Here is a 23,714-nt window from a genome sequence, read left to right as displayed (position 1 = left end):
TGCGAAGCGGTTTTCCGTCCGGAATCGCGTCGAACATGGAGTCTCGCGTCAGGAACCGGCAATCACGATCTTGCCGAACGGCCCCTTCTCCAGATGTTCGAACGCCCGCGGCACCTGGTCGAAACCATAGACCTTGTCGATCACCGGCTTGAGCGCAAGGGCCTCGATCGCCTGGTTCATCCGCTCGAAGGCGCGGCGATGACCGATCGACAGGCCCTGCACGACAATCCGGTTGCGCATGAACGGCAGGATCGGGAAGCTGAGCTCCATCGAGCCCAGCAGGCCGATGATCGACAGCCGGCCGTCGGCACCCAGGGCGTTGATCGAACGCCGCGCATTGTCACCGCCGACCATTTCCAGCACATGGTTGACGCCCAGCCCGTCGGTCAGGTCGAGCGCCGCTTCATCCCATGCCGGCTGGGTGCGATAATTGATAACCTGCCAGGCGCCGAGTTGCTTTGCCCGCCCGAGCTTCTCGTCGCTGCTTGATGTCACGATGGCGCGCAGGCCGAACGCCGCCGCGAACTGCAGCGCGAACAGGGAGACGCCGCCGGTTCCCTGGATGAGTACGGTCTGGCCCGCAATCGGCTTGGTCGCCTCCGCCAGCGCGAACCAGGCCGTCAGCGCCGCGATCGGCAGCGTGGCGGCTTCGACATCGCTCAACGATGGCGGCGCCGACACGGCAGCGTCTTCGCCAAACAGCACATAGTCCGACAGCATGCCCGGCAGCGACGAGCCGAGCGTGTGCTTGTGCAACACCGGCGGCGCATCGCCATCCGGCCAGTCGGCAATCACCTGGCCAAGCACGCGCTGCCCGACCTTGAACCGGCTGACCGCACTGCCGACCGCCACCACCTCTCCCACCGCGTCTGATGTCGGCACGTAGGGGAAGGCAAGATCGGGTATCAGCGTGCCGTCCACGATCAGCTTGTCCTTGTAGTTCAGCGATACCGCCCTGTTTCGCACCAGAAGGTCGTGCGGCCCGGGCTCGGGAACCTTGCCTTCCGCCGGCTTCAGCCGGGAAAGGCCGAAGCCGCTCAGTTGCCAGGACCTGTTGATGTCAGTGCTCATGCCATTCGCGCTCCGTGATGATGGCTACGCGAGACATCTATGCCATTTCACTATGGAGAAAAGCGCTTCAGTGCGGTATATTCAGCGACTGATTGAGGAGTAAAACTCTATAATAGGAAAACGTCGATGGAAACAGCCAGCCTGCAAGGCATCCTCGCATTCGTCCAAGCGGTCGAGGCCGGCAGTTTCACCGGCGCCGGCAAGCGGCTGCATGTGACGAAATCGGCGGTCGGCAAGTCGATCGCACAGCTCGAACAACGCCTGGGCGTCCGTTTGCTCAACCGTACGACCCGCAGCCTGACGCCGACCAGCGAGGGCTTGAGTTACTACGAGGCATGCGTCAGGGCGCTGGCCGAAATCGACACCGCCCAGTCGCTGCTCGCCTCGCGGCGGCTGGTTCCATCCGGCAGGCTTCGCGTCGACGTGCCCCTGGCCTTTGGCCGCCGCTGCGTCGCGCCCGTGCTGTTCGACATTTCCAGGCAGTATCCTGACCTGACGGTCGAAATCTCCTTCAACGACCGGCGCGTCGACCTGATCGAGGAAGGCATCGACCTTGCCATTCGCATGGGCGATCTCGACGACAGCCTGTCGCTCGCGGCCAGACGCATCTATGCCCAGCGTTCGGCCATCTGCGCCGCGCCCGCCTACCTCGAGGAACACGGCAGGCCGCAATCGATCGAGGATCTCGCCCGTCACAGCGTCATCGGCTACGGCCGTGACGGCGTTGTCCGGCCCTGGATGATGCGGCATGCCAACGGCCACCTCGAACGATTCCTGCCCAAGGCGAGGCTGGTCCTCGGTCACGGCGAACCGATGCTGGATGCGGCCCTTGCCGGCTGCGGCATTGTCTTTCTGCCGACATGGTTGGCGGCTGACAGCCTCAAGCGCGGCGAACTCGAGACGGTGCTGTCGAACTGCCTTGTCGAAGACATCGTCGTGCATGCAATCTGGCCCGTGACACGCACGCTTGCACCGAAGGTCCGCGTTGTCGTCGACGCCCTTGTCGAACACTTCTCGTCGCCATCGTGGGATGCGGCCTGAAACAGGCGCGCGGTTCATCTTGCAAAAATGGCGGCGGACTATTTTCGAAGACTATGCGGCAATGCTATTGACCCCGCATGCTGTACGTCGAAATTGCCATCGTGGTCGTCCTCATCTGCGTGAACGGCCTTTTGTCGATGTCCGAACTTGCAATCGTCTCGTCACGGCCGGCACGGCTCAAGACGATGATCGACCGCGGCGTCAATGGCGCCGGCCGCGCCCTGGAGCTTGGCTCGAATCCCGGCAAATTCCTGTCCTCGGTGCAGATCGGCATCACCTTGGTCGGCGTCCTCTCGGGCGCCTTCTCCGGCGCCACGCTCGGCGACCGGTTGTCGGTGTTCCTGGCCTCGACAGGTGTCCGCGAGAGCATCGCCGATCCGCTCGGCGTCGGCATCGTCGTCGCCATCATCACCTATTTCTCGCTGATCGTCGGCGAGTTGGTGCCCAAGCAGATCGCTTTGCGCGATCCCGAGCGCGTCGCCGCCCGCGCTGCACCTGCCATGACCATCCTCGCCACCATCTCGGCGCCCCTGGTCTTCCTGCTCGATATTTCCGGCCGCGCCATACTGTGGCTGCTCGGCCAGCGCGGCGAGAGCGAGGAGAAGGTCACCGACGAGGAGATCAAGATGCTGGTCGCCGAGGCCGAGCATCACGGCACCATCGAATCCGACGAGCGCCGCATGATCGCCGGCGTCATGCGGCTTGGCGACCGCGCCGTGCGCGCCGTCATGACCCCGCGCACCGAGGTTGACTGGATCAACCTGCAGTCCGACGAGGCGCAGATCAGGAAGCTCTTGGTGGAAACCCAGCATTCGCGCCTGCCGGCCGGCGACGGCGGCGTCGACGTCATGGTTGGCGTCGTGCAGACCCGCGACGTGCTGGCCGCCATCCTTGCCGGCCGCCCGCTCGACCCGCGCAAGCATGTGCGCGCCGCGCCCATCGTCTATGACCAGGCCGACGCGCTGGATGTGCTGCAGAAGCTCAAGGAATCCGATGTGCCGATGGCGCTGGTCCACGACGAATACGGCCATTTCGAAGGCATCGTCACCCCAGCCGACATCCTTGAAGCCATCACCGGCGTGTTTCGCTCGGATCTTGACGCGGGCGATGAGGAAAACGCGGTCAAGCGCGACGACGGCTCATGGCTGCTCGCCGGCTACATGCAGGCCGACGAGATGGCCGAGCTTCTGGCCATCGACCTGCCCGAAAACCGCGACTACGAGACCGTCGCCGGTTATGTGCTGTCGCACATGCACCATCTGCCGGCGACCGGCGAATGCGTCGACGCGCAAGGCTGGCGCTTCGAGGTGGTCGACCTCGACGGCCGCCGCATCGACAAGCTCATCGCCACCCGCCTGCCCGGCGCCCACCGCGAAGCGGTGCGCTGACCAGGGCATATGAATTTGTCGAACTGAACACCGGCTTTTGGTGGTCTCCAGTTCGGACCGCCACGGTAGGATCGCTCCGCGCGGTCATCTCGGGAATGAGCCGGAGGGGCACGCCCAAACGGCTAACGATTGCAAAAGTCGGGCGTCGCGTCAGGTGGCCGAAGAGTGGTTTTTGATCGTCTTGCCGCTGCACCGGCAAGCACCGGGAGGCTTCGATGGTCCTCAATGTTCCGCGGGTCGACATCGCGCCGGTGCCGATCGGCCTGCCCGCCAACGGCCGCAAGCTGGCGGTGCGGGGCATCGCCCGCTCACGATTGATCTCGGCCGACATCCGATACGGCCTGACTCAGGTCGGCCAGAACGCGGAATTCCCCAGTTGGGACGATGCCTTCACCATCGGCGTGCGCTTGACGGATGAAACAAGCGACATCCATGTCGGCGGTCGCAACTATTCGCATCCCCAGCGAAGAGGCGAGACCCACATACTGTATTTGTCGGGCGTTCGGCACATCGATTTCAGCACCTCGCGCCACACACTGGAGACCTTGCTGCCGCGAAGTTTCATGCGCGAGATCGCCGATGATCTGGAGGTCCCGCATGTGACGCATCTCGGGCGGAGCGCTTTCCACGTGACAAGTGATCCGGTGCTTATGCATCTGGCCTTGCGGATTCATCCTTTCTTCGAAGCACCCGAAACGCTCGATCCGCTGCTGGCCGACCATTTCATGTGGAGCCTCGGCATCTATGTGTGCGCGCACTACGGGGATCTCGCCATACGACGTCGCGTGACTGGCGGCTCGAGCACGTGGCAGGAGCGTCTTGCCAAGGAAGTGATCGAGACGAGCCTGATAGGCGGTATCGGCCTCGCTGAACTCGCCACTTTGTGCGGCCTGGAACCAGCCAGTTCGCGCACGCCTTTCGAAGGTCGGTTGGCATGCCACCCTATAAGTGGCTTGTGCAACGTCGTGTTGCCCGCGCGAAGGAAATGCTGGCAGGGAGTGCTTCCCTGGCCGACATCGCGCTTGCGAGCAGCTTTGCCGACCAGAGTCACCTGACCCGAATCTTCTCGCGCCAGGTCGGTCGCACGCCCGGTAAATGGCGGGCCTGCCTTCACTGAGCCGAATCTTTTTTCGCCCTCCGGTCGATTCTCCGGCTCCTCGTTCGTCGTATGATCGAACCAACCCAACCAAGGAGAAGACCATGCGGTTCATGATGCTGATGATCCCCGGCGGCTACGCAACGGCGGCGCCCGATGTCATGCCCGATGCCAAGGCGGTAGAGGGCATGATGAAATACAATGAGGAACTGAAGAAGGCCGGCGTGCTGCTGGCGCTCGACGGGCTGCATCCGCCGTCATCGGGCGCGCGGGTCAGCTTCAAGGGCGGCAAGCCTGCCGTCACTGACGGCCCCTTCGCGGAGGTCAAGGAAGTGCTGGGCGGTTATTGGGTGATCGACGTGCGCTCGCGCGAGGAGGCCATCGAATGGGCCCGCCGTTGCCCCGCCGGCGAGAATGACGTGATCGAGGTTCGCCGCGTCTTTGAGATCAGCGAGTTCCCCGAGGACGTCCAGAAGGTCGCGGAGGGCTTTGGCGAGATGAAGGGTTGACGGCCACTGCCACCATCGAAGCGGTCTGGCGGATCGAGCAGCCGAAGCTCACCGCCAGGCTGGCTCGCTATCTCAGGGATGTCGGCCTGGCCGAGGAGATCGCCGGCGATGCCTTCCTGATGGCGCTGGAGCGCTGGCCCCGGGACGGCATACCCAGCAACCCCGCGGCGTGGCTGACTGAGGTCGCCAGGAACCGGGCGCTCGACCGCCTGCGCCGCACCACCATGATCGACGGCAAACATCGCGAAATCGCCGTCGACCTCGCCGAACTGGAGCGCGAGATACCCGACATCGAGGCAGCGCTCGACGAGGATGTGGATGATGACCTGCTGCGGCTGATCTTCACCGCCTGCCATCCGGTGCTGGCGGCCGAGCAACGCGCCGCACTTGCCTTGCGGCTGCTGGGCGGGCTGTCGACGCCAGAGATCGCCCGCGCTTTCCTGGTGTCTGAAACCACCGTCGCTCAGCGCATCGTGCGCGCCAAGCGGGCGCTTCGCGATGCCGGGATACCGTTCGAGACGCCGCGCGGAGACGAGCGGCGCGAACGGCTCGCCGCCGTCCTGGAGGTGGTCTATCTGATCTTCAACGAGGGCTATGTGGCCACGGTGGGGCCTGACTGGCTGCGCGCCGATCTCTGCGGCGAAGCGCTACGCCTGGGCCGCTCGCTGGTGGCACTGATGCCGGACGAGCCCGAGACCCTGGGGTTGGTGGCATTAATGGAACTGCACGCCTCGCGCTTCGCCGCCCGCACCGGCAAGGCTGGCGATCCGATCCTTTTGCTCGACCAGGACCGCAGCCGGTGGAACTGGTCGCTCATTCGGCACGGTCTCGACGGCATAGGCCGTGCGATGACCCTGACATCGACACCCGGTCCCTATCTGCTGCAGGCGATGATCGCCGCCTGCCATGCCCGCGCGGTGACCGCCGCCGACACCGACTGGATCGCCATATCAGCCTATTACCAGGCGCTCGCGCTGGTGGCCCCCTCGCCGATCGTCGAAATCAACCGGGCGGTGGCGGTGGGCATGGCGTTCGGACCGGCACAGGGACTCGCCATCGCCGATGCCCTGCGGGACGAGCCGCGCCTGAAGGGGTCGCATCTCCTGCCCACGGTGCGCGGCGATCTTCTGGAAAGGCTGGGACGTCCAGCGGAGGCCCGTGCCGAGTTCCGCCACGCCGCCAGTTTGACCGGCAACGACAGGGAGCGCGCGCTGCTGCTCAGCCGCGCGGGTGATTTGCCGGGCAGTCGATGGGCAGCCCCGCCCTCAGAAGGCCGCTCCTGATCCGGTTCAGATCCTGTGGATTCCTGAACGGCGTCCGGCCAATGCCTTCTTCAAACGAATAGCCAGGCTTTATCGCCATCAGTTCGCCCCATACTTGCCGCGCCCCCTCGTCGTCACCCAACAGGCCGAGCACCGCCGCGAGATAGGCCCGGCTCATGTCGGTGTTCGGCACGAGCAGTATCCGCTCCCGCAACAGCGCGGCCGCGGTTTCGTATTTGCCGGCGACCAGATGCGCCACGCCCAGATGGTGAAGATAGTTTTGCGAGAACAGGGGGTCGAGGCGAATGGCGCGCTCCAGGTCCTCGATCGCTGCTGACGTCTCTCCCGAGTATGTGTTGAGCATCGCGCGCAGCGCCAGCGCGGGCGCGAAATTCGGATTGAGCGTCAGCGCAATCTCGACTTCGGATGCCCAGCGCTCGAAATCCGCGCGGTACGACGAAACCAGGGCGGCGACGCCATGCGGAAAGGCATCGTTTGGATCGAGGCGGACCGCTTCCTCGACGAGCCTGCGGGCCTCGGCGAGCGCCTGCTCAGGATCGTCCGTCCAGCGGTTGTAATAGGCATGCCCCATGGCCATTGCGAGCGCGGCATAGGGCGCTGCGTAGGTGGGATCATGATCGATCGCCTGGCGAAACAGTTCGCTTGTGCGCCTGAAGACATCGGCATTCTGCGTCGCGCCCCGTTGCATCGCGCGGCCACGCAAGAAGCAATCATAGGCATCGATATCAGTCGTTCCGGTCGATGCGATCCCCGGCCATTGCGCCGTCTCTTTCGGGCCTAGCGCGATCTTGAGCGCGCCGACGATCCTGCTGGCCACCTCCTCCTGGAGCGTGAACATATCGGCCAGTTCCCGGTCATAGCTCTCGGCCCACAGATGCGCCCCTGTCTCGCCATCGCTCAACTGCGCGGCGATGCGCAGGCGGTTGCCGCTTTTGCGGACGCTTCCCGCCAGGACGAAACGAACGCCCAGCTCCCTGGCGACGGTGCGTATGTCGACCGACAATCCCCTGTAGGCAAAGCTCGAACTGCGGGCGATGACGACCAGCCCCGAAAGCTTCGACAGCATCGTTATGATGTCTTCCGCCAGCCCGTCGGCGAAGTATTCCTGTTCGGGATCGCTGCTGAGGCTGGTGAGCGGAAGAACCGCCAGCGAGGGCTTCGGCTGATGCGGAGCCGTCCTGCCCTCCTGCCCCAGGCCTGCTCCAAGGAACCGGTAGCCGATGCGCGGGACGGTGGCGATCCAGTCTCCCCCGTCCGGCATTGGCCCGAGCGCCTTGCGCAACAACGCTATCTGGACCGAAAGATTGCTCTCCTCGACGGCGCTGCCTTGCCAGCCGGCGTCCATCAGCTCGGTCTTGGTGAAAATCTCACCGGGGCGCTTGAGCAGCGCATCGAGCAAGAGGATACCTCGGCGCCCCAGCGCCACTGGCTCACCGTCGCGCAGAAGCGTTCCCCTGTCGGGGTCCAGTGCAAACGGGCCAAAAACGAGAGGTTGCGTCGGCATTGCGGCAGCCTGGTTGCGGCTTAGGAAATTGTTCGCAGATTATTCGGCGTCCCTTCAATACGCGAGAGGCCGTTTCAAGCACCTTCCTGCGGCGTGGCGGAACACTTTCCGTTAGCGCGCTGAAGGAGGAAAAGCAAATGAACACAGTACTTTCGCTGCTCGCTCTATCGCTGGCGAGCATGGTCACTGCGGTGCCCGCATTCGCGGCCGGCGGTTCGCAAAGGGCAATCGTGCTCGTCCATGGCGGCTTCGTCGACGGGTCCGGCTGGGAGGGTGTCTACGAGAAGCTGAAGGCCGATGGCTATGACGTGGCCATTGTCCAGAACCCCACCCAGTCGCTTGCCGGTGACGTTGCCGCGACACGTGCGGTCATCAACGCGCAGGACAAGTCCGTCATCCTGGTCGGCCATTCCTATGGCGGCGCCGTCGTGACCGAAGCCGGTAACGACCCGAAGGTTGTCGGCCTGGTCTATATCGCCGCCTTCGCCCCCGATGCCGGCGAGTCCGTGGCCACGCTGATCGCCAATCCGGCGCCTGGCGCGCCGGTGCCGCCGATCCTGCCGCCGCAGGATGGTTTTCTCATGCTCGACAAGACCAGGTTCGCGGCTTCGTTCGCGGCCGATGTCGAGCCCGGCAAGGCCGCCTTCATGGCGGAGTCGCAGGTGCCGTGGGGGCTCGACGCGCTGAACGGCGCGATCAGCAAGCCGGCCTGGAAGGTCAAGCAGAGCTGGTACCTCGTCGCGACGGAAGACAAGATGATCCCGCCCGATGCCCAGCGCGCCATGTCGAAGCGCGCCGGTTCCACCGTCGTGGAAGTCCCGGGCAGCCACGCAATCTATGTGTCGAAGCCCGGCGCGGTCGCTGAACTCATCGAGGAAGCCGCCCAGACGGCAAAGGCTGCAAACTGATCGGCCTCGAGGAGGCCGATCCGGCGAACCCACCTGTCAACCGATTTACCAACGCGGTCGTCGACCGCTCAACCCAAGGAGAGGACCAGACCATGAATTTCAAAGCCACTTGCCTTGCGGCGATTGCCGTTTTCGCGATCGGCGGCACGGCAGTCGCGGGCGCGCTCGACGAGCCTTCCAACATGGCGCCGTTCTACGCGGATTCGGCGATGAAGCAGCTGAAGCCTATGCCTGAATTCACGAAGGTTTTCATGGCGATGCCGAAGGACAAGCAGGACGACGTGCACAGGCTGTGCCAGGACGCCGCGATGAGCAAGCCGCACGCCGAGTTCTGCGCGGACGTGAACGCACTGGCCGGCAAATCCTGAACCAGGCTCTGGAGGAATGACGCCACTCGACCTCCATGGTGTCGAGTGCCGCTGACATCCAAAGCGACCTGCCGAAGAACTGGGCGCCTGCGATCAGCCGGCGCCCGGCTTTCGCCGACGTGGCCGTCCATCCCAGGGATTTTTCACCCTCAGACAGCAGCTTCGATCGGTTCGGCCAGTTTCGGATTCGAGCGCGCCGCGATCAGGCAACTGCCCACGATGAGGCCCGCCCCGGCCAGCGTGGTCCAGGTCGCCGCCTCGTCGAAGAAGAGCCAGCCAATCGCGACCGCCCAGATGAAGGCCGAGTATTCCGTCGGGATCAGATACTGCGCCTCGGCGCGGGCGTAGGCCCAGCTCATCAGGAATTGGCCGGCGAGCGACAGCGCCGTCACCCCGGCAAGCGGAAGCCAGAGATTGGGCGGCAGCGCGATGGCGAGCCAGGGTGCTGCAAGCCCAAGGATGACCGCGACGCTAAGGTTTTGGAACAGCATGATCTCGATTGGCTTGGCCACCAGCGCCTGTTGCCGCGCAAGGATCAGATTGTAGGCGTAGAACACCGTCGATGCGAGCACCGCCACCGTGCCAAGCAGGGCATCCCCGGCATAGCTTGCCTGCCCAAACTGTCCGGCCACTATGATCGCGACGCCGGCAATGCCGGCCAGTGAGGCCCAGATCGCCTGGCGCTGTATGCGTTCGCCCAGCAGCAGCGCGGCGAGCAAGAGGGCAAACAGGGGCGCGACGAAACTGAGCCCGATCGCCTCCGCGAGCGGCAGCCTGGCAAGCCCCCAGAAGAAGGACAGCAAGACGATGCCGACAACCACGGCACGCAACACATGCAGCCGCAGCACTGAAGGAGCAGGAAGCGAGCGCGGCCCTGTCGACCAGCCAATGCCCGCGACCACGGTCGCGAGCATGCTGCGCCATAGAACCGTATTGTAGACGCCGACGGCGATGACCAGAACCTTCATCGCCGCATCCATGGCGGATAGAAGGAAGATCGCGAGCGCGCATACGAGCACCGGGATCATGGGGGAAACGACGCCTGCCAGGCTGGGTGACTTCACGGGCTTACTCATGCTGCGCATCGCAGCCGGATATATCGGACCTAGCGGCAGGGCCAGATGGCAGCCCTGCGCATATGCCGGTCCACCGGATTCGCGACTGTGCTGACCGGCGGCGAATGGGTCTGGCGACCAGCAGCTTCGCGGCTGCCGCAGCCTGTCGTTACTTGGCTCCGCCTCAGTGTGCGTCCGCAGGCAGGGGCTTTGGCGTGACGTTGCGCAGGAACGGGACGAGCGCCGTCGCGATGACGAACGCGACCATGATCACCAGAAACGCATCGGCGTAAGCCATGGTGGACGCCTCGCGATAGGCAAGCGCCCACAGCTGCTTCAGCGACGCCGTATGGCCGTCGGCGACAGCGCCGGGCAGCTGTCCGTAGCGCAGCGCGACGGTGTCGACCAGTCGCATCGCTGCCTCGTTCTGTGGCGTCAGATGCGAGGCGATCGTCAGGAAATGGAAATTGGTGCGGTCGTTCAGGATAGCGCCGCAAACGGCGATGCCGACCGCACCGCCAAGATTGCGCATCGTGTTGAACAGGCCACTGGCATATTTCAGCCGCTCGGGCGGCAGGCTGCCGAGGCCGAGATTGACGCTTGGCGCCACGGCAAAGACCTGCGGGAAGCCACGAAATATCTGGGGCAGAAGCAGCTGCGCAGCGCCCCATTCGCTGGTGATGGCGCTGAAACTCCACATCGACGCGCCGAAGGATGCCAGCCCGAACATCATCAGCCAGCGTGTGTCGAAGCGCTTGGCGAGGAAGATGTAGACGGGAACGCCGACCATCGAAGCGACGCCGGTCGAGAAGACCGCCAGCCCGGTCTGCAGGGCGTCGTAGCCGCGCACGTAGCCGAGGAACAGCGGCGTCAGGAAGATCGTGGCGAAGATGCCGACGCCGGTTATGAACGAGAGAAAGCAGCCAATCGCGAAATTGCGGTTGCCGAAGGCGCGGAAATCCACCACCGGCTGCGAATAGGTCAGGCTGCGGATGACGAACAGAACCCCGGTAATACCAGCGACGACGGCGCCATTGCGGATCGTCGCATCATCGAACCAGTTCCAGCGCGACCCCTCCTCAAGCACATATTCCAGCGTGCCGAGGCTGACCGCCATCAGGGCGATGCCGATATAGTCGGCGCCCTTCAGAAGGGACGGATCGGGTTCGTCGATCTTGACGAGCGTGGCGACGAGGACCGTGATGATGGTGCCGGGAATGACGTTGACATAGAACAGCCAATGCCAGTTCAGCGTATCGGTGATCCAGCCGCCGATGACCGGCCCGAGCGTCGGCGCGATCGAGGCGATGCTGCCAACCACCGCGGCCGCATAGACGCGCCTGGGACCTTGGAAATAATGGAACGACGAGGTGAAGACGGTGGGAATCATCGATGCCCCGAGCAGCCCCTGCAGGGCACGGAACACGATCATGCTTTCGATGTTCCAGGCCAATCCGCACAGCATGCTCGCCAGGGTGAAGCCGGCCGCCGAGATGGTGAAAAGCCAGCGTGTCGAGAACACCCGGGTGAGCCAGCCCGACAGCGGGATGACGATGATCTCAGCCACCAGGTAGGATGTCTGCACCCAGCCGATCTGGTCCTGTGCCGCCGACAGGCCGCCGCCGATGTCCTGCAGCGAAGACGCGACGATCTGGATGTCGAGAAGCGCGATGAACATCCCCACGCACATCACCATGAACGGCAGGATGCTGACGAGGAAGGATTGCGGGGCGACGCGCTCTGACATGGTGTCCTCAGCGTGACGCGGTATCGACCGTCACGGTGGTCGACAGGCCTGGCCGCAGCGCAACTTTCTGCGCCTGGTCCTGGTCGATCGTGATCCGGATGGGGACGCGCTGGACGATCTTGGTGAAGTTGCCGGTCGCGTTCTGCGCCGGGATCACGCTGAAGATCGCCCCCGTGGCGGGCCCCAGGCTGGTGACGTGCCCCTTGAGCGGCTCATCGGGCGCAATGTCCGAATAGACCATCGCCGCCTGGCCGTCGGCCATGTGCCGCAACTGGTCTTCCTTGAAATTGGCGTCAACCCATAGCCCCCTGTCCGGAACGATGGTCAGCAGGTAGCTGCCCGGCGAGACATAGGTGCCGACCTGCGCCAGCCTGTTGCCGATAATGCCGTCGATGGGTGAGCGGATTTCCGTGAAGCCGAGATCGAGCTGCGCGGTATCGAGATCGGCCTTGGCTGCCGCGACCTCCGCCGTCGCTTCCGAGATCTGGGTGTTGAGGACGTCGAGCTGCTGCCTGGCGGCCGCAAGCCCCGCGCGGGAGGCCGCCACCGATGCCTTGGCCTGACCGTCGGCTGCAAAACTTCTCTGGGCGTCCTGCTGCGAACCGGCCTTGGTGCTGGCGAGCACCTCATAGCGTTTCGCATCCTGCGTGGTGAAGATGGCAGCCGCGCTCTTGGCGTCGAGATCGGCCTGCGCCTGCTCGATCAGCGAATTCTGCAGTGAAGTCTGGGCACGAAGATTGTCGAGAGACGACTGCTTCTGCTCCACCGATGCTTGCGCATGCTCCAGCGCCGCCTTGAAGGGCCGATCGTCGATGCGGATGATGAGCTGACCGGCCGCGACATGCTGGTTGTCCTCGACGAGTATCTGATCGATATGCCCGGCAACCCGTGGCGCCAACGGTGTGACGTTGCCGCCGACATAGGCATCGTCGGTCGATACCAGGAAGCGGCCGGCCTGCCACCACTGGAAGCCGTACCATCCGGCGACCCCGATGACGATCGCCGCCCCCGCCATCAGCCACGGCTTGCGGCGCTTTCTGGCAGGCATGGGAATCTGGACGACCGATGGCTGGGCTGGCTGCAACTCAGCCGGAGAGAGAACCTTGTTCATCTGCTTCGTGCCTCTTCATGGCTTTGATGAACCAGCGTGTTGTCGACGAGCGGAAGACCAGAGCCCTCGCTGCTGAAATCATATCGCTTCCGCATGCGATCGGTGGCAGCAGGTGCCGTCGCCATGGTGAAGTCCTCGCTGTCGAGTTCCCTGCCGCTGTGACGATCAACCAGCACGGGCTCGGCCCAGCGCCCATCCGCTTTGTTCACCACCACCAGGCTCGGGCCTTCGGGTGCCAGATGCTTGTTGCCCCAGGCGAGCAGGGAAAGGAGGACTGGGCGGAAATCACGCGCCTTGGCGGTCAGAATATATTCGTGGCGAAGCGGCCGCTCGCAGTAGGCACGCTTCTCGAACAGGCCGCGCTCGACCAGGCTGTTCAGCCGGCGCGCGAGAATGTTGGGGGCAATGTCCAGGCTCTTTTGAAACTGATCGAAGCGCGTCAGCCCCTGGAACGCATCCCTAAGCAGCAGGATGCTCCACCATTCGCCGACATCGTCGAGGCTGCGCGCGATGGGGCACGGCCGTGTCTCGAAGCTTGTTTTCGCTACCATGATAGGAGTCTCTTTCAAAATGAAAGTGACCTATAGCGAAGTAAGTTGCATTATGCAAGTCACTCAGGCGTGATCAGAAAGGCAGAGCCCGTCTTTCGCTGAGATCGCACTGACATGGGATGGAGCAGCACCCCGCCCCATCGGGATGGAAACAAGGTCACGACCGGGTGGATCAGGCCGCTAAGGCATCAGCACGACCTTCCCCGTCGAACGGCGCTCGTCCAGCAGGCGATGCGCCTCGCCGGCCCGGTCAAGCGGGAAGCGGCCGCCGATCGCAACCCGCAGCCGACCGTTTGCCGCCAGCGCGAACAGTTCCGACAGGCCGGCCCTCAATGCGGCCCCGGACAAGAGCGGCAGCAACGCAAACCCTCTCAGCGACTGGTTGTGACCGATCATCGCTTCCAGATCGGAGGCCGCGAGCGCGAACCTGCCGAGCGCCGCGAACACCAGTTCCCCGCCGGGCGCCAACGCCTGCAGCGACGCGGCCGTCAGCGCACCACCAACGGTGTCGTAGACAATATCGGCGCCCTTCCCGCCCGTGATATCTCGGACACGAGCCGGCCAATCCGTCAGGCTGTAGTCGATGGCCACATCGGCGCCGAGCGACAAAGCGAGATCGAGCTTGGCCTTGCCGCCGGCGGCCGCAATCACCTTGCTGGCGCCCTTCAGCCTTGCAAGCTGGACAAGGAGCGAACCGACCCCGCCCGCCGCGGCTGGCACCAGCACAGCTTTGCCGCCTGGCGGACCCTGCCGCAGCAGGTGAAGAGCCGTCAGGCCCTGTACCATCAAGGCCGTGGCATCCTCGAACGGAAGGGCATCCGGCAGTGGCACGGCGAGATCGGCGTCGATCGTGACATGATCGGCGTATCCGCCGAAGGGTCGCTTGGAAACGAACAAGGGCGCCGCGACGCGTGTCCCCAAAAGCACGGCATCCACGCCCTGCCCGATCGCTTCCACGATACCCGCTGCCTCCACGCCGGGCATCATCGGCAGTTGCGGCGTGACCGCATAACGATCCGCGCGCATCAGCGCCTCGAAGAAATTTATCCCCGCCGCACGGACGCGGATCAGGACTTCGCCGGGCTGTGGGTCGGGCGTCGGCAATTCGACGACCTCAAGCACGTCCGGGCCGCCGAAGCGGTTCACTTGAATGGCTCTCATGGCAAACTCCGACCGCTATGGCATCGGCCGTGCTTTGCCACTATCTGCGCGATGACGACTACACACTCATTTGTCCCCTGCTGACCGGAAGGTGACCATGGCCAATCCGACCAAGAGGCTGCCGATATTGCCAGCCGAACGCGCGCTGAAAGTGATCTCGGGCCGCTGGAAAGCCGTCATCCTCTACCATCTGTTCGACAGGCCCCGGCGGCTGACGGCGCTGAAGGCGAAAGTGCCCGACATTACCCAGAAGGTGCTGATCCAGCAGTTGCGGGAAATGGAGGAACACGGCCTCGTCAGCCGCGAGATCTTCGCCGAGATCCCGTCGCGCGTCGAATATTCGGCGACGCCGCTCGGTCTCAGCCTGGAGCCGATCCTGCTGGCGCTCTGCGAATGGGGCCAGCACCATGCAGACGAACTGAACGAGATGGATCGCCTCGCCGATTGCGTCATCAGGCCGAGGCCGGCCCAGCACCCGGTGGCGTAACCAACACATCGTGCAAGCGAAAGCCCGCAGATGAAAAAGGGCGACGCAAGCGCCGCCCCGTATCCCTGGGAGGATAACTCGTTCCGGCGGCTCAGGCCGCCTTGATTTCCTCGTCGATCACGTCGGCCTGACGTGCGGTCTTCAGCGCCTTGGCCCACCAGGCGACGTCGTTGACCAGCGCCGTGGCGGCCTGGTTCAGATGCTCCATATCCTCGAGCTTCTTCTCGCCCTGGCGGACGGCGAGGAAATCGGCCCAGACGATGTGGACGGCCGACTTGACCGGCGCCATCTGCAGTTCGACGGCATGCATCCGGAGCTGCTCCACGGCGCGCGCACCGCCGACACCGCCATATCCGACAAAGCCGGCCGGCTTCTTGTTCCATTCGTTGGCGGCGTAGTCGATGGCGTTCTTCAGCACGGCCGTCGGGCCGTGATTGTATTCTGCGGCGGTGAAGATGAAGCCGTCGAATTCAGCGACCTTCTTCTGCCAGCGCAGCGCCACTTCATTCGTTGACGGCACCCAGGCGGAGGATGCAACCTCGTCGAAGAACGGCAGCGGGAAGTCGCGCAGGTCGACGATCTCGACATTGATGTCGGCATGCGACTTGGCGATCTTGGCGATCCATTGGGTCGGCACATCAGCGAAACGCGCGGCGCGAGTCGAACCGATGACGATGGCGATTTTGGGTTTTGACACGGGGGGCTCTCCATATAACTAAAGCTGGTATCATTTGGATACCGGCGCTATATGAGATACTGACAAAGCGCTGCGCAAGGAGGCACTTTTTTGATACCGAGGCACCCACACCGCACCGAAGACTGCCGCGCCGTTTCGGAAATCCTGCAACGTGTCGGCGACAAATGGACCGTTCTGGTCGTTGGCAAGCTTGGCGACGGACCATTGCGCTTCAATGAATTGCGCACGGCTGTCGGCGGCATCTCGCAGAAGATGCTGACCACCACCTTGCGTGGGCTGGAGCGTGACGGCTTCGTTACCCGCACAGTGTTCCCGACCATTCCGCCGCGCGTCGACTATGAATTGACCGAACTCGGCCACGAACTGCTCGTCCCCGTCAGCGCGCTCGGCGAATGGGCGCGCCTCAACACGCAGCGCGTCAGGGCCGCGCGCGCCAGATTCGATGAAGTTCATGCCTGAAGCCCTTGTGCCGCAAGGGTTTTCATGCGGCATCCAGTGTAGCCGAATTCTACGGCTGTATCTGCATTCCGGCCCACAGCCGGCTTTCGTTCCGGGACGATTTCGGGTCCCGGTCGACCAGCTTGCCGCCGATGGTGCAAGCAGCACCTCTATCGCAATTTTTCACAGCCATTGAGCGGGTGCCGCACGGCGTCGCAACGCGGATTTCGCGTTTGGCCGCTTGCGGCTTGAGGGCGTGGCTTTCGGAGACGCAACTTGCCTCGGCATCATCTTGCCTGACCTCGGTATAGGCAGTTGCGGCCAGCAGGCAGAACAAGGCCGCAAGCGCCCATGCCAAGGCGCTGTTCAGCGATCGTTGACGCATTGTCTCTCTCCCAGGCCCGCTGGGATACGGTCACTCAAACGTGCGAACGCGACTATGAAAAGCATCACACAGCAGCGCTGTTCGGATCCCCCGCGGGAGACGGGCAGCGGCCTTGCCGTTTGAGCCTGACGACGTCGGGCTGGTCAGCTTTCCGGAGGAACCGCCTTCGGCTTGCCCTCGCCGTCCAGCGCCACCATGACGAAATCGGCATGGGTGACCTTTTCCATCAGGTCGGAGAGATAGCGCTGCGCCCAGGCCTCGACCTTGAGCGTCATCGAGGTGCGGCCGACGCGCTCGACATGGGTGTAGATGCACAGCGTGTCGCCGATCTTCATCGGCTTGGCGAAGGACATTTCCTTGACCGCCGCCGTCACCACGCGGCCCCTCGCGCGCTCGGCGGCGCGGATGCCGCAGGCCAGATCCATCTGCGCCATCACCCAGCCGCCAAAGATGTCGCCCGCCGCATTGGCGTCCGAAGGCATGGCCAGCGTCCGCAGCGTCAGATCGCCGATCGGCCGTCCATCCGCGTATTGCACCATGCGAGAAATCCTTCGAGATCGACTGTCCCCGATCCCGTACCGTCATGAGGATGATGCGTCAACGCGATCAGTGCGCTGCTCTGTCCGCTCCGTTGCGAAGCGCCTTTCCACAAAGCGACATGGCTACCGCGATTGCGCCTCCGAACGGGGCTGCGCCAGTCGCTTTTTTCACAACGCATGCCGGAACGTCCGGCGACTTTGCGCGCCTGTCGCGTCTAGGCTGCAGCCCGAATTCCGGAGCCGCCATACCCATCATGCAGACTTATGATTTCATCATCGTGGGCTCCGGCTCGGCCGGCTCGGTGCTGGCCGACAAACTGTCGGCATCGGGCCGCTTTTCCGTGCTGGTGCTGGAAGCCGGTGGCACCGATCGGCGCTTCTACGTGCAAATGCCGCTCGGCTACGGCAAGACCTTTTTCGACCCGGCGGTCAACTGGAACTACAAGACTGAAGCTGACCCCGGCCTCGGCGGCAATGTCGACCACTGGCCGCGCGGCAAGCTGCTCGGAGGTTCGAGCTCGATCAACGCCATGGTCTGGATCCGGGGCGCGCGCGAGGATTTCGACGACTGGCGAAATGCCGGCAATCCCGGCTGGGGCTACGATGATCTCCTGCCGGCCTTCAAGGCGCTGGAGGACAACCAGGCCGGCGCCGACACATGGCGCGGCACCGGTGGCCCCCTCCACATCACCGACACCTCGAGCGCGGTCCATCCGCTGACCAAACGCTATCTCGCCGCCGGCCAGCAGGCCGGCTTGCCACTCAATCCCGATTTCAACGGCGCCGCCCAGGAAGGGGTCGGCATCTACCAGATCTCGACCCGGAATGGCCGCCGCATGTCGGCGGCCCGCGCCTTCCTGCGCCCGGCCATGAAGCGGGGCAACGTCCGCGTCGAAACGAATGCGCTGGCAAGCCGCATCCTGTTCGAGGGCAAGCGCGCCGTCGGCATCGAGTATCTGCAGAATGGCGAAACGAAGACGGCCCGCGCCAGCCGCGAAATCATCCTTTCCGCCGGTTCGATCAACTCGCCGCAACTCCTGCAACTATCCGGCGTCGGCCCCGCGGCGCTGCTCAAGGGGCTGGGCATTCCGGTCGTTCATGCCAACGAGAATGTTGGCGCGCACCTGCAGGACCATGTCGGCATCAACTACACCTTCAAGGGTCGGGTACCGACGCTCAACCAGATCCTGCGCCCCTGGTGGGGCAAGCTTCTGGTCGGCATGCAATACATCCTGACACGTTCCGGCCCGCTGTCGCTGTCGATGAACCATGCCGGTGGCTTCTTCCGCACCGACCCGGCGTTCTCGCGCCCCAACATGCAGCTCTATTTCCAGGCGTTCTCGACGCTCATCCCGAAGAATGGCGAGCGCCCGATCCTGACGCCCGATCCGTGGCCAGGCTTCTCCATCGGCCTGTCCAACTGCCGCCCGTCGAGCCGCGGCGAGATCATGATCCGCTCCAAGAACCCGCTGGATTATCCCAGGATCGTCGCCAACGCCTATTCCACCAATGCCGATGTCGACGAGATGCTGGCTGCGGTGAAGTTCGTGCGCAAGATCGCCTCGATGCCGGCCATGGCCGAGATCATCGAGGAAGAGGTTTTGCCCGGGCCGTCGATCAAATCCGACGCCGACCTGATCACGGATTTCAGGAAACGCTCGGGCACCGTCTACCACCCCGTTTCGACCTGTCGCATGGGGCCTGATCCCGCGCAGGCCGTCGTCGATCCGCACCTGAAAGTGCACGGCCTTGAAGGCCTGCGCGTCATCGACGCCTCGATCTTTCCTGACAACATCACCGGCAACACCAACGCCGCCTCCGTCATGACTGGATGGAAGGGTGCCGAACTGGTTCTGGAGGACCAAAAATGAAGATCACCGACGTCAAGACCTGGGTTGTGGGCAACCCGCCGCCCGGCATCGGCGGCAAGTATTTCATCTTCGTCAAGCTGACCACCGATGGCGGTGTCGTCGGTTATGGCGAGGCCTACAACGCCACCTTCTCGGCCCATGTCACGGCAAAGCTGGTCGAGGACATGGCCGAGCGCTACCTGATCGGCCACGATCCGCACGACATCGAAACCTTCTTCCGCCGCGCCTATTCCTCCGGCTTCACCCAGCGTCCTGACGTGACCGGCATGGGTTGCTTCTCGGCGCTCGAAATGGCCTGCTGGGACATCATCGGCAAGGAGGCCAACAAGCCGGTCTACAAGCTGCTCGGCGGCCAGGTGCATGAGACGCTGCGTTCCTACACTTATCTCTATCCGCACACCGGCAGCGTCCACTCCGAGGACGCACAAGGCAAGAACGTCTACAACGATCCCGACCTCGCCGCCGCCTGTGCGCTCGAATATGTCGAGCAGGGTTTCAATGCCGTCAAGCTCGACCCGGCCGGTCCCTACACCGCCTTCGACGGCCATCAGCCGCGCCTTGTCGACATCGATGTCGCCACCCGCATGATCAAGGCGATCCGCGAAGCCGTCGGCAACCGTGCCGACATCCTGTTTGGCACGCACGGGCAGTTCACCGCGTCGGGCGCGCTGCGCATGGCCCGCGCCATCGAACCCTATGATCCGTTGTGGTTCGAGGAGCCGGTGCCGCCGGACATGCCAGAAGTGATGGCGCAGGTGGCGCGGGGCACTTCGATCCCGATCGCCACCGGCGAGCGGCTGACGACGAAGTTCGAATTCGCCCGCGTCATCGAGAACCGTGCGGCGACCATCCTGCAGCCGGACCTCGGCCGCTCCGGCGGCATACTCGAAACCAAGAAGATCGCCGCCATGGCGGAGGCTTATCACATCCAGATCGCCCCGCACTGCTATTGCGGCCCGATCGTGGGTGCAGCCAACATCCAGCTGGCGGCGACGCTGCCCAACTTCCTCATTCTGGAATCGCTGAAGCAGTGGGACGGCTTCCACGCCACGCTGCTGAAGAAGAAGATCGAGTGGCAGGACGGCAATGTCATTCCGTCGAAGGAGCCCGGCCTTGGCGTCGAGCTCAACGAGGCGGTCTGCGACGCGCATCCCTACACCGGCAAAGACCTGCACCTGCAGATGATGCAAACGCCGTTGATGCCGTGAGCGAACGCTACGCCTTCATTGGCCTTGGCCATCTTGGCGGCAACCTTGCCGCGAGCCTGATCCGCAACGGTTTTGCCGTCACGGTCTTCGACCGCGACCCCGCTGCTGTCGAGCGTCTCGTGGCACTCGGCGCCACCGCCGCGAGCAGCCCCGCCGAGGCCGCCGCCCGCGCCGGCAACGCCATCACCTGCCTGCCCTCGCCCAAGGTCAGCGAAGCGGTGCTGGCCGGCCCCGGCGGCCTGCTCGAAGGACTGCCCACGGGCGGCACCTGGATCGAGATGTCGACCAATGGCCGCGACGAGATCGTGCGCCTCGCGGCCCTTGCCTCGGCCAAGGGCGTCGAGACGCTCGAATGCCCGGTTACCGGTGGCGTCCATCTGGCGGCGGTCGGGAAAATCACCGCGCTGGTCGGCGGGGACGCAGCGCTTTACGCGCGTCATCGCACGGCTATAGAAGCGATGTGCGCGAAGTCGTTCCTGATGGGACCGATCGGCTCGGCAGCGGTGATCAAGGTCATCACTAACATGCTGGCCTTCATCCACCTCGTCGCCGCCGGCGAGGCGCTGATGCTGGCCAGGCAAGGTGGCCTCGACCTCGCCCAGTCCTACCATGCGATCGTCGCATCCTCTGGCAACAGCTTTGTGCATGAGACCGAAAGCCAACTGGTGCTCAACGGCTCCTACGACATCGGCTTCACCATGGACCTCGCGCTGAAGGACCTTGGCTTCGCTCTGGGCATGGGCAGGGATTTCGGCGTACCGCTCGATCTGGCATCGCGCGTCAACGCGATTTTCGAACAGGGCAAGCAGGAATATGGCGGCGCCGCCTGGTCGACCCAGATCATCAAGCTGCTCGAGGATGCCGTCGGAACCGACCTGCGCGCGCCTGGTTTTCCGGCGAAACTGGAAACCTGACACCCAATAAAATATCAAGCGCTTTCAGAGACTTGGATAGATCACCGGATTCACCTGAATCAATCCGTTAACAGCTTGATTCAATATCTGAGCGTCAGCGCGCCGGGCAGGATCTCGAAGGTCGCGGGAATACGCCCGGGTGACTCACCGTCTATGTCGACGAGCGCGCCATTCTTCTCCACGTCGCCGAGCGGTTCGACCACCACTTTCCTGCCGCGCAGGATGGTGATCGCCGGATGGTCGCGGTGCCGTCCGCCGTAGAGCAGGCGGATGTCCCAGATCAGCTTCAGCTTGCCCGCCGCGCGCAGGATGACGATGTCGAACTGCCCGTCCGTCAGTTCGGCGTCGGGCGCGATCATCATGCCGCCGCCGAAGAATTTTCCGTTGGCCACCGCCACCAGCGCCATGCGCGCCTCGACCGGGGCGCCGTCGTCCACGGTGATCCGCACATCCTGGAACCGGTAGCGGATAAACTCCACCACCGTGCGCCAAAGGAACAGCGCCTTGGCCGACATCCTGCCCTTGCGCTTGTCGGCATTGACGGCACGGTCGGTGGCGCCCGAAAGCCCAAGGCTGGCGATGTTGATGAAGTGGCGGCTGGCCAGCGCGCCATGGTCGTCGATATAGCAGATGCGCCCGGCGTCGACCTTGCGTCCCTTGGCCTCGGCCAGCCACTTCAGCGTCGCGTCGACCTCCTTCGGCAGACCAAGCCCGCGCGCGAAATCGATGCCGGTGCCGCAAGGCAGCAGGCCAAGTTCGGTGATGCGGCCGGTCTCCTGCGAGGCCTGCAGCAGGCCATCGGCCACTTCGCTGGCCGTGCCGTCGCCGCCCGCCGCGATCACCAGATCGAAGCCGCTGACGGCGAGATCGATTGCCAGCCGCTCCGCGTCGCCCTCGGCTTGCGTCTCGCGCAACTCGAAATCGCCAAAATGCCTTTTCAGCGACACGGCGACCTCCGGCCAATGCCTTTTCAGCCTGCCGCCGCCGGCAACTGGATTGAGAACCACCCCGACCTTCAATATGCACCCTCCCGGCGCCGGGCATGCAGTGCCCGATCCTTTGCCGGCATTGAAGCCCGCGCCTGCAAGCGGAGCAAGGGGCGAAACGCGCTGTCCCTGCTTTCGCCATGATCGGCCAACGCGGCGCGATCCCCGATAATCCCGCTATCCACAGGCTGCGGGCCGTATCGCAAAGCCCTTACCCGGCATACGTTAAACCCATCTCAGGCGGCTACCAATCGCCCAGCCGAAAGGCAAAGCGGAAAGGCGGATTTCCTGAGGCCCGTACGGCCCAAAGCGAAAGCAGGCTCGCCTGTTTGAGGGACGGAAGCCGAGACCTACGGGGCCGCGGAAAGCGTGCGAACGCCAACGGCGGACCGATGCTGCCATGAAGGACGGCGAAAACCTTCGATGGCGCGCAGGGCAAAGCCCGCAAGGGCGGAGACCGGCGTGGTCTGGAACGGACGCTGCCTCGGGCAACGGCTGGCAGGACCGTCAAAATCAAGGCCGGCATGGCGCGACGACTTTACGGAAGTTGCTGCCTCGACCGTGTCCTGATCTGACAGGGAGGCGCTGGGAGAAATCCCGGCGCCGACTGTCTTTCGCTTGTGGACCAAGGCGATGCGTGCACCGGCATGGCCGTTCGCGAACAGTCGTGCTGACTTCCCAGATGAAGGCAAGTGCCAAACTGGAGCACATCCACGATTACTGATGCCTTTCGGCCACGCCTTGCATCAAAGCAGCCTTTGGCTCCCTCGCCACGCTCATTTCACAATCGCATCCAAATCCCGCCTTGTTCCGCGGCGATGGGTGAGTTGGGGGAATTCGAAGGGACAAGACCGTGATCAAGACCGCCCTTGTCGCCATGACCATCGTCGGCTGCGACTGCGACGCGAAGCTTTGCGAATATATCGGCGAGACGCCCGCCAAATGGGCGACTGTTGCCGATTGCGAAGCCGCGATGAAAAGCCAGATCCTGCGCCAGCACAATTTCAACTACCCGCTGGTGTCCGGCATCTGCCGCACGCAGGGCTCGTCGTCTTCTTCGCAATTGGCCGCGACCGCGTCCCGTCCGGAATTGAAACCTGCCAGCCGGGCTGTCGAACCCGAACCCCCTTTGCCGCCGGAACTGAGCCACCGGCCGAACGTGCCTGTCGGCGCGCCGACGACGGCCATGGAAGCGGCCGCCGCCCGGCCCGTCGCCTATGAGCAGGTGGTGGATGGCGGCACCGGCGTGCTCTACCGCACGAAGAACGGCTATGCCGTGGTCAAGACCGATCTCGGCCGCGCCGCCTCGGCGACCGCCGATGCGGCGAAGCGCTCCGTGAACTGGCTGGCAGGCCTGATGCCGAGGGGGCTGTAGTAGCCGATCAGTCTCGCTCGC

The 23,714-nt window shown here is 64.1% G+C and carries 25 protein-coding genes; 13 read left to right on the top strand and 12 right to left on the bottom strand.

What is annotated here, in order from left to right:
• Positions 1-48 precede the first annotated feature (48 nt).
• Positions 49-1,071, bottom strand: coding sequence for a zinc-dependent alcohol dehydrogenase family protein (locus tag ABVQ20_RS27565; protein ID WP_354462806.1), 1,023 nt, complete (start codon positions 1,069-1,071; stop codon positions 49-51).
• Positions 1,072-1,197: 126 nt separating this feature from the next.
• Between ABVQ20_RS27565 and ABVQ20_RS27560 the strand changes: the two genes are divergently transcribed.
• Both ABVQ20_RS27560 and ABVQ20_RS27555 read left to right on the top strand, forming a co-directional pair.
• A complete protein-coding gene (locus ABVQ20_RS27560; protein WP_354462805.1) occupies positions 1,198-2,112 on the top strand; it encodes a LysR family transcriptional regulator in 915 nt (304 codons plus the stop codon).
• A gap of 77 nt (positions 2,113-2,189) precedes the next feature.
• On the top strand, positions 2,190-3,500 hold the full coding sequence (locus ABVQ20_RS27555; RefSeq protein ID WP_354462804.1) for a hemolysin family protein: 1,311 nt from the start codon (positions 2,190-2,192) through the stop codon (positions 3,498-3,500).
• Between the two features lie 308 nt (positions 3,501-3,808).
• On the opposite strand, the gene ABVQ20_RS27550 is transcribed toward ABVQ20_RS27555, so the two are convergent.
• Positions 3,809-4,222 carry a hypothetical protein gene (locus ABVQ20_RS27550; protein WP_354462803.1) on the bottom strand — a complete coding sequence of 138 codons (414 nt, stop codon included), beginning with the start codon at positions 4,220-4,222 and terminating at the stop codon, positions 3,809-3,811.
• Between the two features lie 212 nt (positions 4,223-4,434).
• On the opposite strand from ABVQ20_RS27550, the gene ABVQ20_RS27545 reads away from it, so the two are divergent.
• The 3 genes from ABVQ20_RS27545 to ABVQ20_RS27535 all read left to right on the top strand — a co-directional run bounded on the left by ABVQ20_RS27545 (position 4,435) and on the right by ABVQ20_RS27535 (position 6,388).
• On the top strand, positions 4,435-4,617 hold the full coding sequence (locus ABVQ20_RS27545; protein WP_354462802.1) for a helix-turn-helix domain-containing protein: 183 nt from the start codon (positions 4,435-4,437) through the stop codon (positions 4,615-4,617).
• Between the two features lie 83 nt (positions 4,618-4,700).
• Positions 4,701-5,105: a YciI family protein gene (locus tag ABVQ20_RS27540; protein ID WP_354462801.1), complete on the top strand. Its 405-nt coding sequence runs from the start codon at positions 4,701-4,703 to the stop codon at positions 5,103-5,105.
• The gene (locus tag ABVQ20_RS27535) at positions 5,102-6,388 is read left to right on the top strand and encodes an RNA polymerase sigma factor (protein ID WP_354462800.1); all 1,287 of its coding nucleotides are present in this window, start codon (positions 5,102-5,104) and stop codon (positions 6,386-6,388) included. The genes ABVQ20_RS27540 and ABVQ20_RS27535 overlap by 4 nt, the downstream gene beginning before the upstream one ends.
• On the opposite strand, the gene ABVQ20_RS27530 is transcribed toward ABVQ20_RS27535, so the two are convergent.
• Positions 6,324-7,892 (bottom strand): winged helix-turn-helix domain-containing protein, encoded by a 1,569-nt coding sequence (locus tag ABVQ20_RS27530; RefSeq protein ID WP_354462799.1) that lies wholly within the window; start codon positions 7,890-7,892, stop codon positions 6,324-6,326. The genes ABVQ20_RS27535 and ABVQ20_RS27530 overlap by 65 nt on opposite strands.
• 179 nt (positions 7,893-8,071) lie before the next feature.
• Here ABVQ20_RS27530 and ABVQ20_RS27525 point away from each other — a divergent pair, with 179 nt between their 5' ends.
• Together ABVQ20_RS27525 and ABVQ20_RS27520 are read left to right on the top strand one after the other, a co-directional pair.
• Positions 8,072-8,800, top strand: coding sequence for an alpha/beta fold hydrolase (locus tag ABVQ20_RS27525; protein WP_354463151.1), 729 nt, complete (start codon positions 8,072-8,074; stop codon positions 8,798-8,800).
• A 92-nt stretch (positions 8,801-8,892) separates the two neighbouring features.
• A complete protein-coding gene (locus ABVQ20_RS27520) occupies positions 8,893-9,168 on the top strand; it encodes a hypothetical protein (protein ID WP_354462798.1) in 276 nt (91 codons plus the stop codon).
• Positions 9,169-9,317: 149 nt separating this feature from the next.
• Here the strand turns inward: ABVQ20_RS27520 and ABVQ20_RS27515 are convergent, their stop codons facing one another.
• The 5 genes from ABVQ20_RS27515 to ABVQ20_RS27495 form a co-directional block, all read right to left on the bottom strand.
• Entirely contained in the window at positions 9,318-10,244 is a 927-nt protein-coding gene (locus ABVQ20_RS27515) for a DMT family transporter (protein ID WP_354462797.1), read from the bottom strand.
• 163 nt (positions 10,245-10,407) lie between these two features.
• Positions 10,408-11,970 carry a DHA2 family efflux MFS transporter permease subunit gene (locus tag ABVQ20_RS27510; RefSeq protein WP_354462796.1) on the bottom strand — a complete coding sequence of 521 codons (1,563 nt, stop codon included), beginning with the start codon at positions 11,968-11,970 and terminating at the stop codon, positions 10,408-10,410.
• 7 nt (positions 11,971-11,977) lie between these two features.
• On the bottom strand, positions 11,978-13,081 hold the full coding sequence (locus tag ABVQ20_RS27505) for an HlyD family secretion protein (protein WP_354462795.1): 1,104 nt from the start codon (positions 13,079-13,081) through the stop codon (positions 11,978-11,980).
• Complete coding sequence (locus ABVQ20_RS27500; protein WP_354462794.1) at positions 13,078-13,632, bottom strand: winged helix-turn-helix transcriptional regulator; 555 nt, start codon at positions 13,630-13,632, stop codon at positions 13,078-13,080. The genes ABVQ20_RS27505 and ABVQ20_RS27500 overlap by 4 nt, the downstream gene beginning before the upstream one ends.
• A 180-nt stretch (positions 13,633-13,812) precedes the next feature.
• Complete coding sequence (locus tag ABVQ20_RS27495; protein WP_354462793.1) at positions 13,813-14,793, bottom strand: quinone oxidoreductase family protein; 981 nt, start codon at positions 14,791-14,793, stop codon at positions 13,813-13,815.
• Between the two features lie 97 nt (positions 14,794-14,890).
• Here ABVQ20_RS27495 and ABVQ20_RS27490 point away from each other — a divergent pair, with 97 nt between their 5' ends.
• The gene (locus ABVQ20_RS27490; RefSeq protein WP_354462792.1) at positions 14,891-15,280 is read left to right on the top strand and encodes a winged helix-turn-helix transcriptional regulator; all 390 of its coding nucleotides are present in this window, start codon (positions 14,891-14,893) and stop codon (positions 15,278-15,280) included.
• Positions 15,281-15,371: 91 nt separating this feature from the next.
• Here ABVQ20_RS27490 and ABVQ20_RS27485 read toward each other — a convergent pair whose 3' ends face one another.
• Positions 15,372-15,977 (bottom strand): NADPH-dependent FMN reductase, encoded by a 606-nt coding sequence (locus ABVQ20_RS27485; protein WP_354462791.1) that lies wholly within the window; start codon positions 15,975-15,977, stop codon positions 15,372-15,374.
• Between the two features lie 90 nt (positions 15,978-16,067).
• On the opposite strand from ABVQ20_RS27485, the gene ABVQ20_RS27480 reads away from it, so the two are divergent.
• A complete protein-coding gene (locus tag ABVQ20_RS27480) occupies positions 16,068-16,436 on the top strand; it encodes a winged helix-turn-helix transcriptional regulator (protein WP_354462790.1) in 369 nt (122 codons plus the stop codon).
• Positions 16,437-16,485: 49 nt separating this feature from the next.
• Here ABVQ20_RS27480 and ABVQ20_RS27475 read toward each other — a convergent pair whose 3' ends face one another.
• Complete coding sequence (locus ABVQ20_RS27475) at positions 16,486-16,800, bottom strand: hypothetical protein (protein WP_354462789.1); 315 nt, start codon at positions 16,798-16,800, stop codon at positions 16,486-16,488.
• A gap of 143 nt (positions 16,801-16,943) precedes the next feature.
• Entirely contained in the window at positions 16,944-17,339 is a 396-nt protein-coding gene (locus ABVQ20_RS27470) for an acyl-CoA thioesterase (protein ID WP_354462788.1), read from the bottom strand.
• Positions 17,340-17,593: 254 nt separating this feature from the next.
• On the opposite strand from ABVQ20_RS27470, the gene ABVQ20_RS27465 reads away from it, so the two are divergent.
• From ABVQ20_RS27465 to ABVQ20_RS27455, 3 genes are read left to right on the top strand one after another with little or no spacing between them, the layout of a single operon-like run.
• Positions 17,594-19,210, top strand: coding sequence for a GMC family oxidoreductase (locus ABVQ20_RS27465; RefSeq protein WP_354462787.1), 1,617 nt, complete (start codon positions 17,594-17,596; stop codon positions 19,208-19,210).
• A complete protein-coding gene (locus ABVQ20_RS27460; protein WP_354462786.1) occupies positions 19,207-20,418 on the top strand; it encodes a mandelate racemase/muconate lactonizing enzyme family protein in 1,212 nt (403 codons plus the stop codon). The genes ABVQ20_RS27465 and ABVQ20_RS27460 overlap by 4 nt, the downstream gene beginning before the upstream one ends.
• Complete coding sequence (locus tag ABVQ20_RS27455; RefSeq protein ID WP_354462785.1) at positions 20,415-21,332, top strand: NAD(P)-dependent oxidoreductase; 918 nt, start codon at positions 20,415-20,417, stop codon at positions 21,330-21,332. Before ABVQ20_RS27460 ends, ABVQ20_RS27455 begins: the two co-directional genes overlap by 4 nt.
• 80 nt (positions 21,333-21,412) lie before the next feature.
• On the opposite strand, the gene ABVQ20_RS27450 is transcribed toward ABVQ20_RS27455, so the two are convergent.
• The gene (locus tag ABVQ20_RS27450; protein ID WP_354462784.1) at positions 21,413-22,351 is read right to left on the bottom strand and encodes a diacylglycerol/lipid kinase family protein; all 939 of its coding nucleotides are present in this window, start codon (positions 22,349-22,351) and stop codon (positions 21,413-21,415) included.
• An 820-nt stretch (positions 22,352-23,171) separates the two neighbouring features.
• Here ABVQ20_RS27450 and ABVQ20_RS27445 point away from each other — a divergent pair.
• Positions 23,172-23,693 carry a hypothetical protein gene (locus ABVQ20_RS27445; RefSeq protein WP_354462783.1) on the top strand — a complete coding sequence of 174 codons (522 nt, stop codon included), beginning with the start codon at positions 23,172-23,174 and terminating at the stop codon, positions 23,691-23,693.
• Positions 23,694-23,714 lie beyond the last annotated feature (21 nt).

This window comes from Mesorhizobium shangrilense (genome assembly GCF_040537815.1).
GTDB classification, from domain to species: domain Bacteria; phylum Pseudomonadota; class Alphaproteobacteria; order Rhizobiales; family Rhizobiaceae; genus Mesorhizobium; species Mesorhizobium shangrilense.
The sequence above is the reverse complement of the archived record's forward strand: the minus strand, read 5'-3'. Positions and strand labels throughout refer to the sequence as shown.

What these genes read in the sequence shown, in the direction of transcription:
- ABVQ20_RS27540 (WP_354462801.1), top strand. Translation starts at nt 4,701, where the DNA reads ATGCGGTTCATGATGCTGATGATCCCCGGCGGCTACGCAACGGCGGCG.
- ABVQ20_RS27475 (WP_354462789.1), bottom strand. Translation starts at nt 16,800, where the DNA reads ATGCGTCAACGATCGCTGAACAGCGCCTTGGCATGGGCGCTTGCGGCC.
- ABVQ20_RS27465 (WP_354462787.1), top strand. Translation starts at nt 17,594, where the DNA reads ATGCAGACTTATGATTTCATCATCGTGGGCTCCGGCTCGGCCGGCTCG.
- ABVQ20_RS27510 (WP_354462796.1), bottom strand. Translation starts at nt 11,970, where the DNA reads ATGTCAGAGCGCGTCGCCCCGCAATCCTTCCTCGTCAGCATCCTGCCG.
- ABVQ20_RS27560 (WP_354462805.1), top strand. Translation starts at nt 1,198, where the DNA reads ATGGAAACAGCCAGCCTGCAAGGCATCCTCGCATTCGTCCAAGCGGTC.
- ABVQ20_RS27550 (WP_354462803.1), bottom strand. Translation starts at nt 4,222, where the DNA reads ATGGTCGGCCAGCAGCGGATCGAGCGTTTCGGGTGCTTCGAAGAAAGG.
- ABVQ20_RS27525 (WP_354463151.1), top strand. Translation starts at nt 8,072, where the DNA reads ATGGTCACTGCGGTGCCCGCATTCGCGGCCGGCGGTTCGCAAAGGGCA.
- ABVQ20_RS27505 (WP_354462795.1), bottom strand. Translation starts at nt 13,081, where the DNA reads ATGAACAAGGTTCTCTCTCCGGCTGAGTTGCAGCCAGCCCAGCCATCG.
- ABVQ20_RS27470 (WP_354462788.1), bottom strand. Translation starts at nt 17,339, where the DNA reads ATGGTGCAATACGCGGATGGACGGCCGATCGGCGATCTGACGCTGCGG.
- ABVQ20_RS27490 (WP_354462792.1), top strand. Translation starts at nt 14,891, where the DNA reads ATGGCCAATCCGACCAAGAGGCTGCCGATATTGCCAGCCGAACGCGCG.
- ABVQ20_RS27555 (WP_354462804.1), top strand. Translation starts at nt 2,190, where the DNA reads ATGCTGTACGTCGAAATTGCCATCGTGGTCGTCCTCATCTGCGTGAAC.
- ABVQ20_RS27460 (WP_354462786.1), top strand. Translation starts at nt 19,207, where the DNA reads ATGAAGATCACCGACGTCAAGACCTGGGTTGTGGGCAACCCGCCGCCC.
- ABVQ20_RS27515 (WP_354462797.1), bottom strand. Translation starts at nt 10,244, where the DNA reads ATGAGTAAGCCCGTGAAGTCACCCAGCCTGGCAGGCGTCGTTTCCCCC.
- ABVQ20_RS27520 (WP_354462798.1), top strand. Translation starts at nt 8,893, where the DNA reads ATGAATTTCAAAGCCACTTGCCTTGCGGCGATTGCCGTTTTCGCGATC.
- ABVQ20_RS27565 (WP_354462806.1), bottom strand. Translation starts at nt 1,071, where the DNA reads ATGAGCACTGACATCAACAGGTCCTGGCAACTGAGCGGCTTCGGCCTT.
- ABVQ20_RS27545 (WP_354462802.1), top strand. Translation starts at nt 4,435, where the DNA reads ATGCCACCCTATAAGTGGCTTGTGCAACGTCGTGTTGCCCGCGCGAAG.
- ABVQ20_RS27530 (WP_354462799.1), bottom strand. Translation starts at nt 7,892, where the DNA reads ATGCCGACGCAACCTCTCGTTTTTGGCCCGTTTGCACTGGACCCCGAC.
- ABVQ20_RS27500 (WP_354462794.1), bottom strand. Translation starts at nt 13,632, where the DNA reads ATGGTAGCGAAAACAAGCTTCGAGACACGGCCGTGCCCCATCGCGCGC.
- ABVQ20_RS27495 (WP_354462793.1), bottom strand. Translation starts at nt 14,793, where the DNA reads ATGAGAGCCATTCAAGTGAACCGCTTCGGCGGCCCGGACGTGCTTGAG.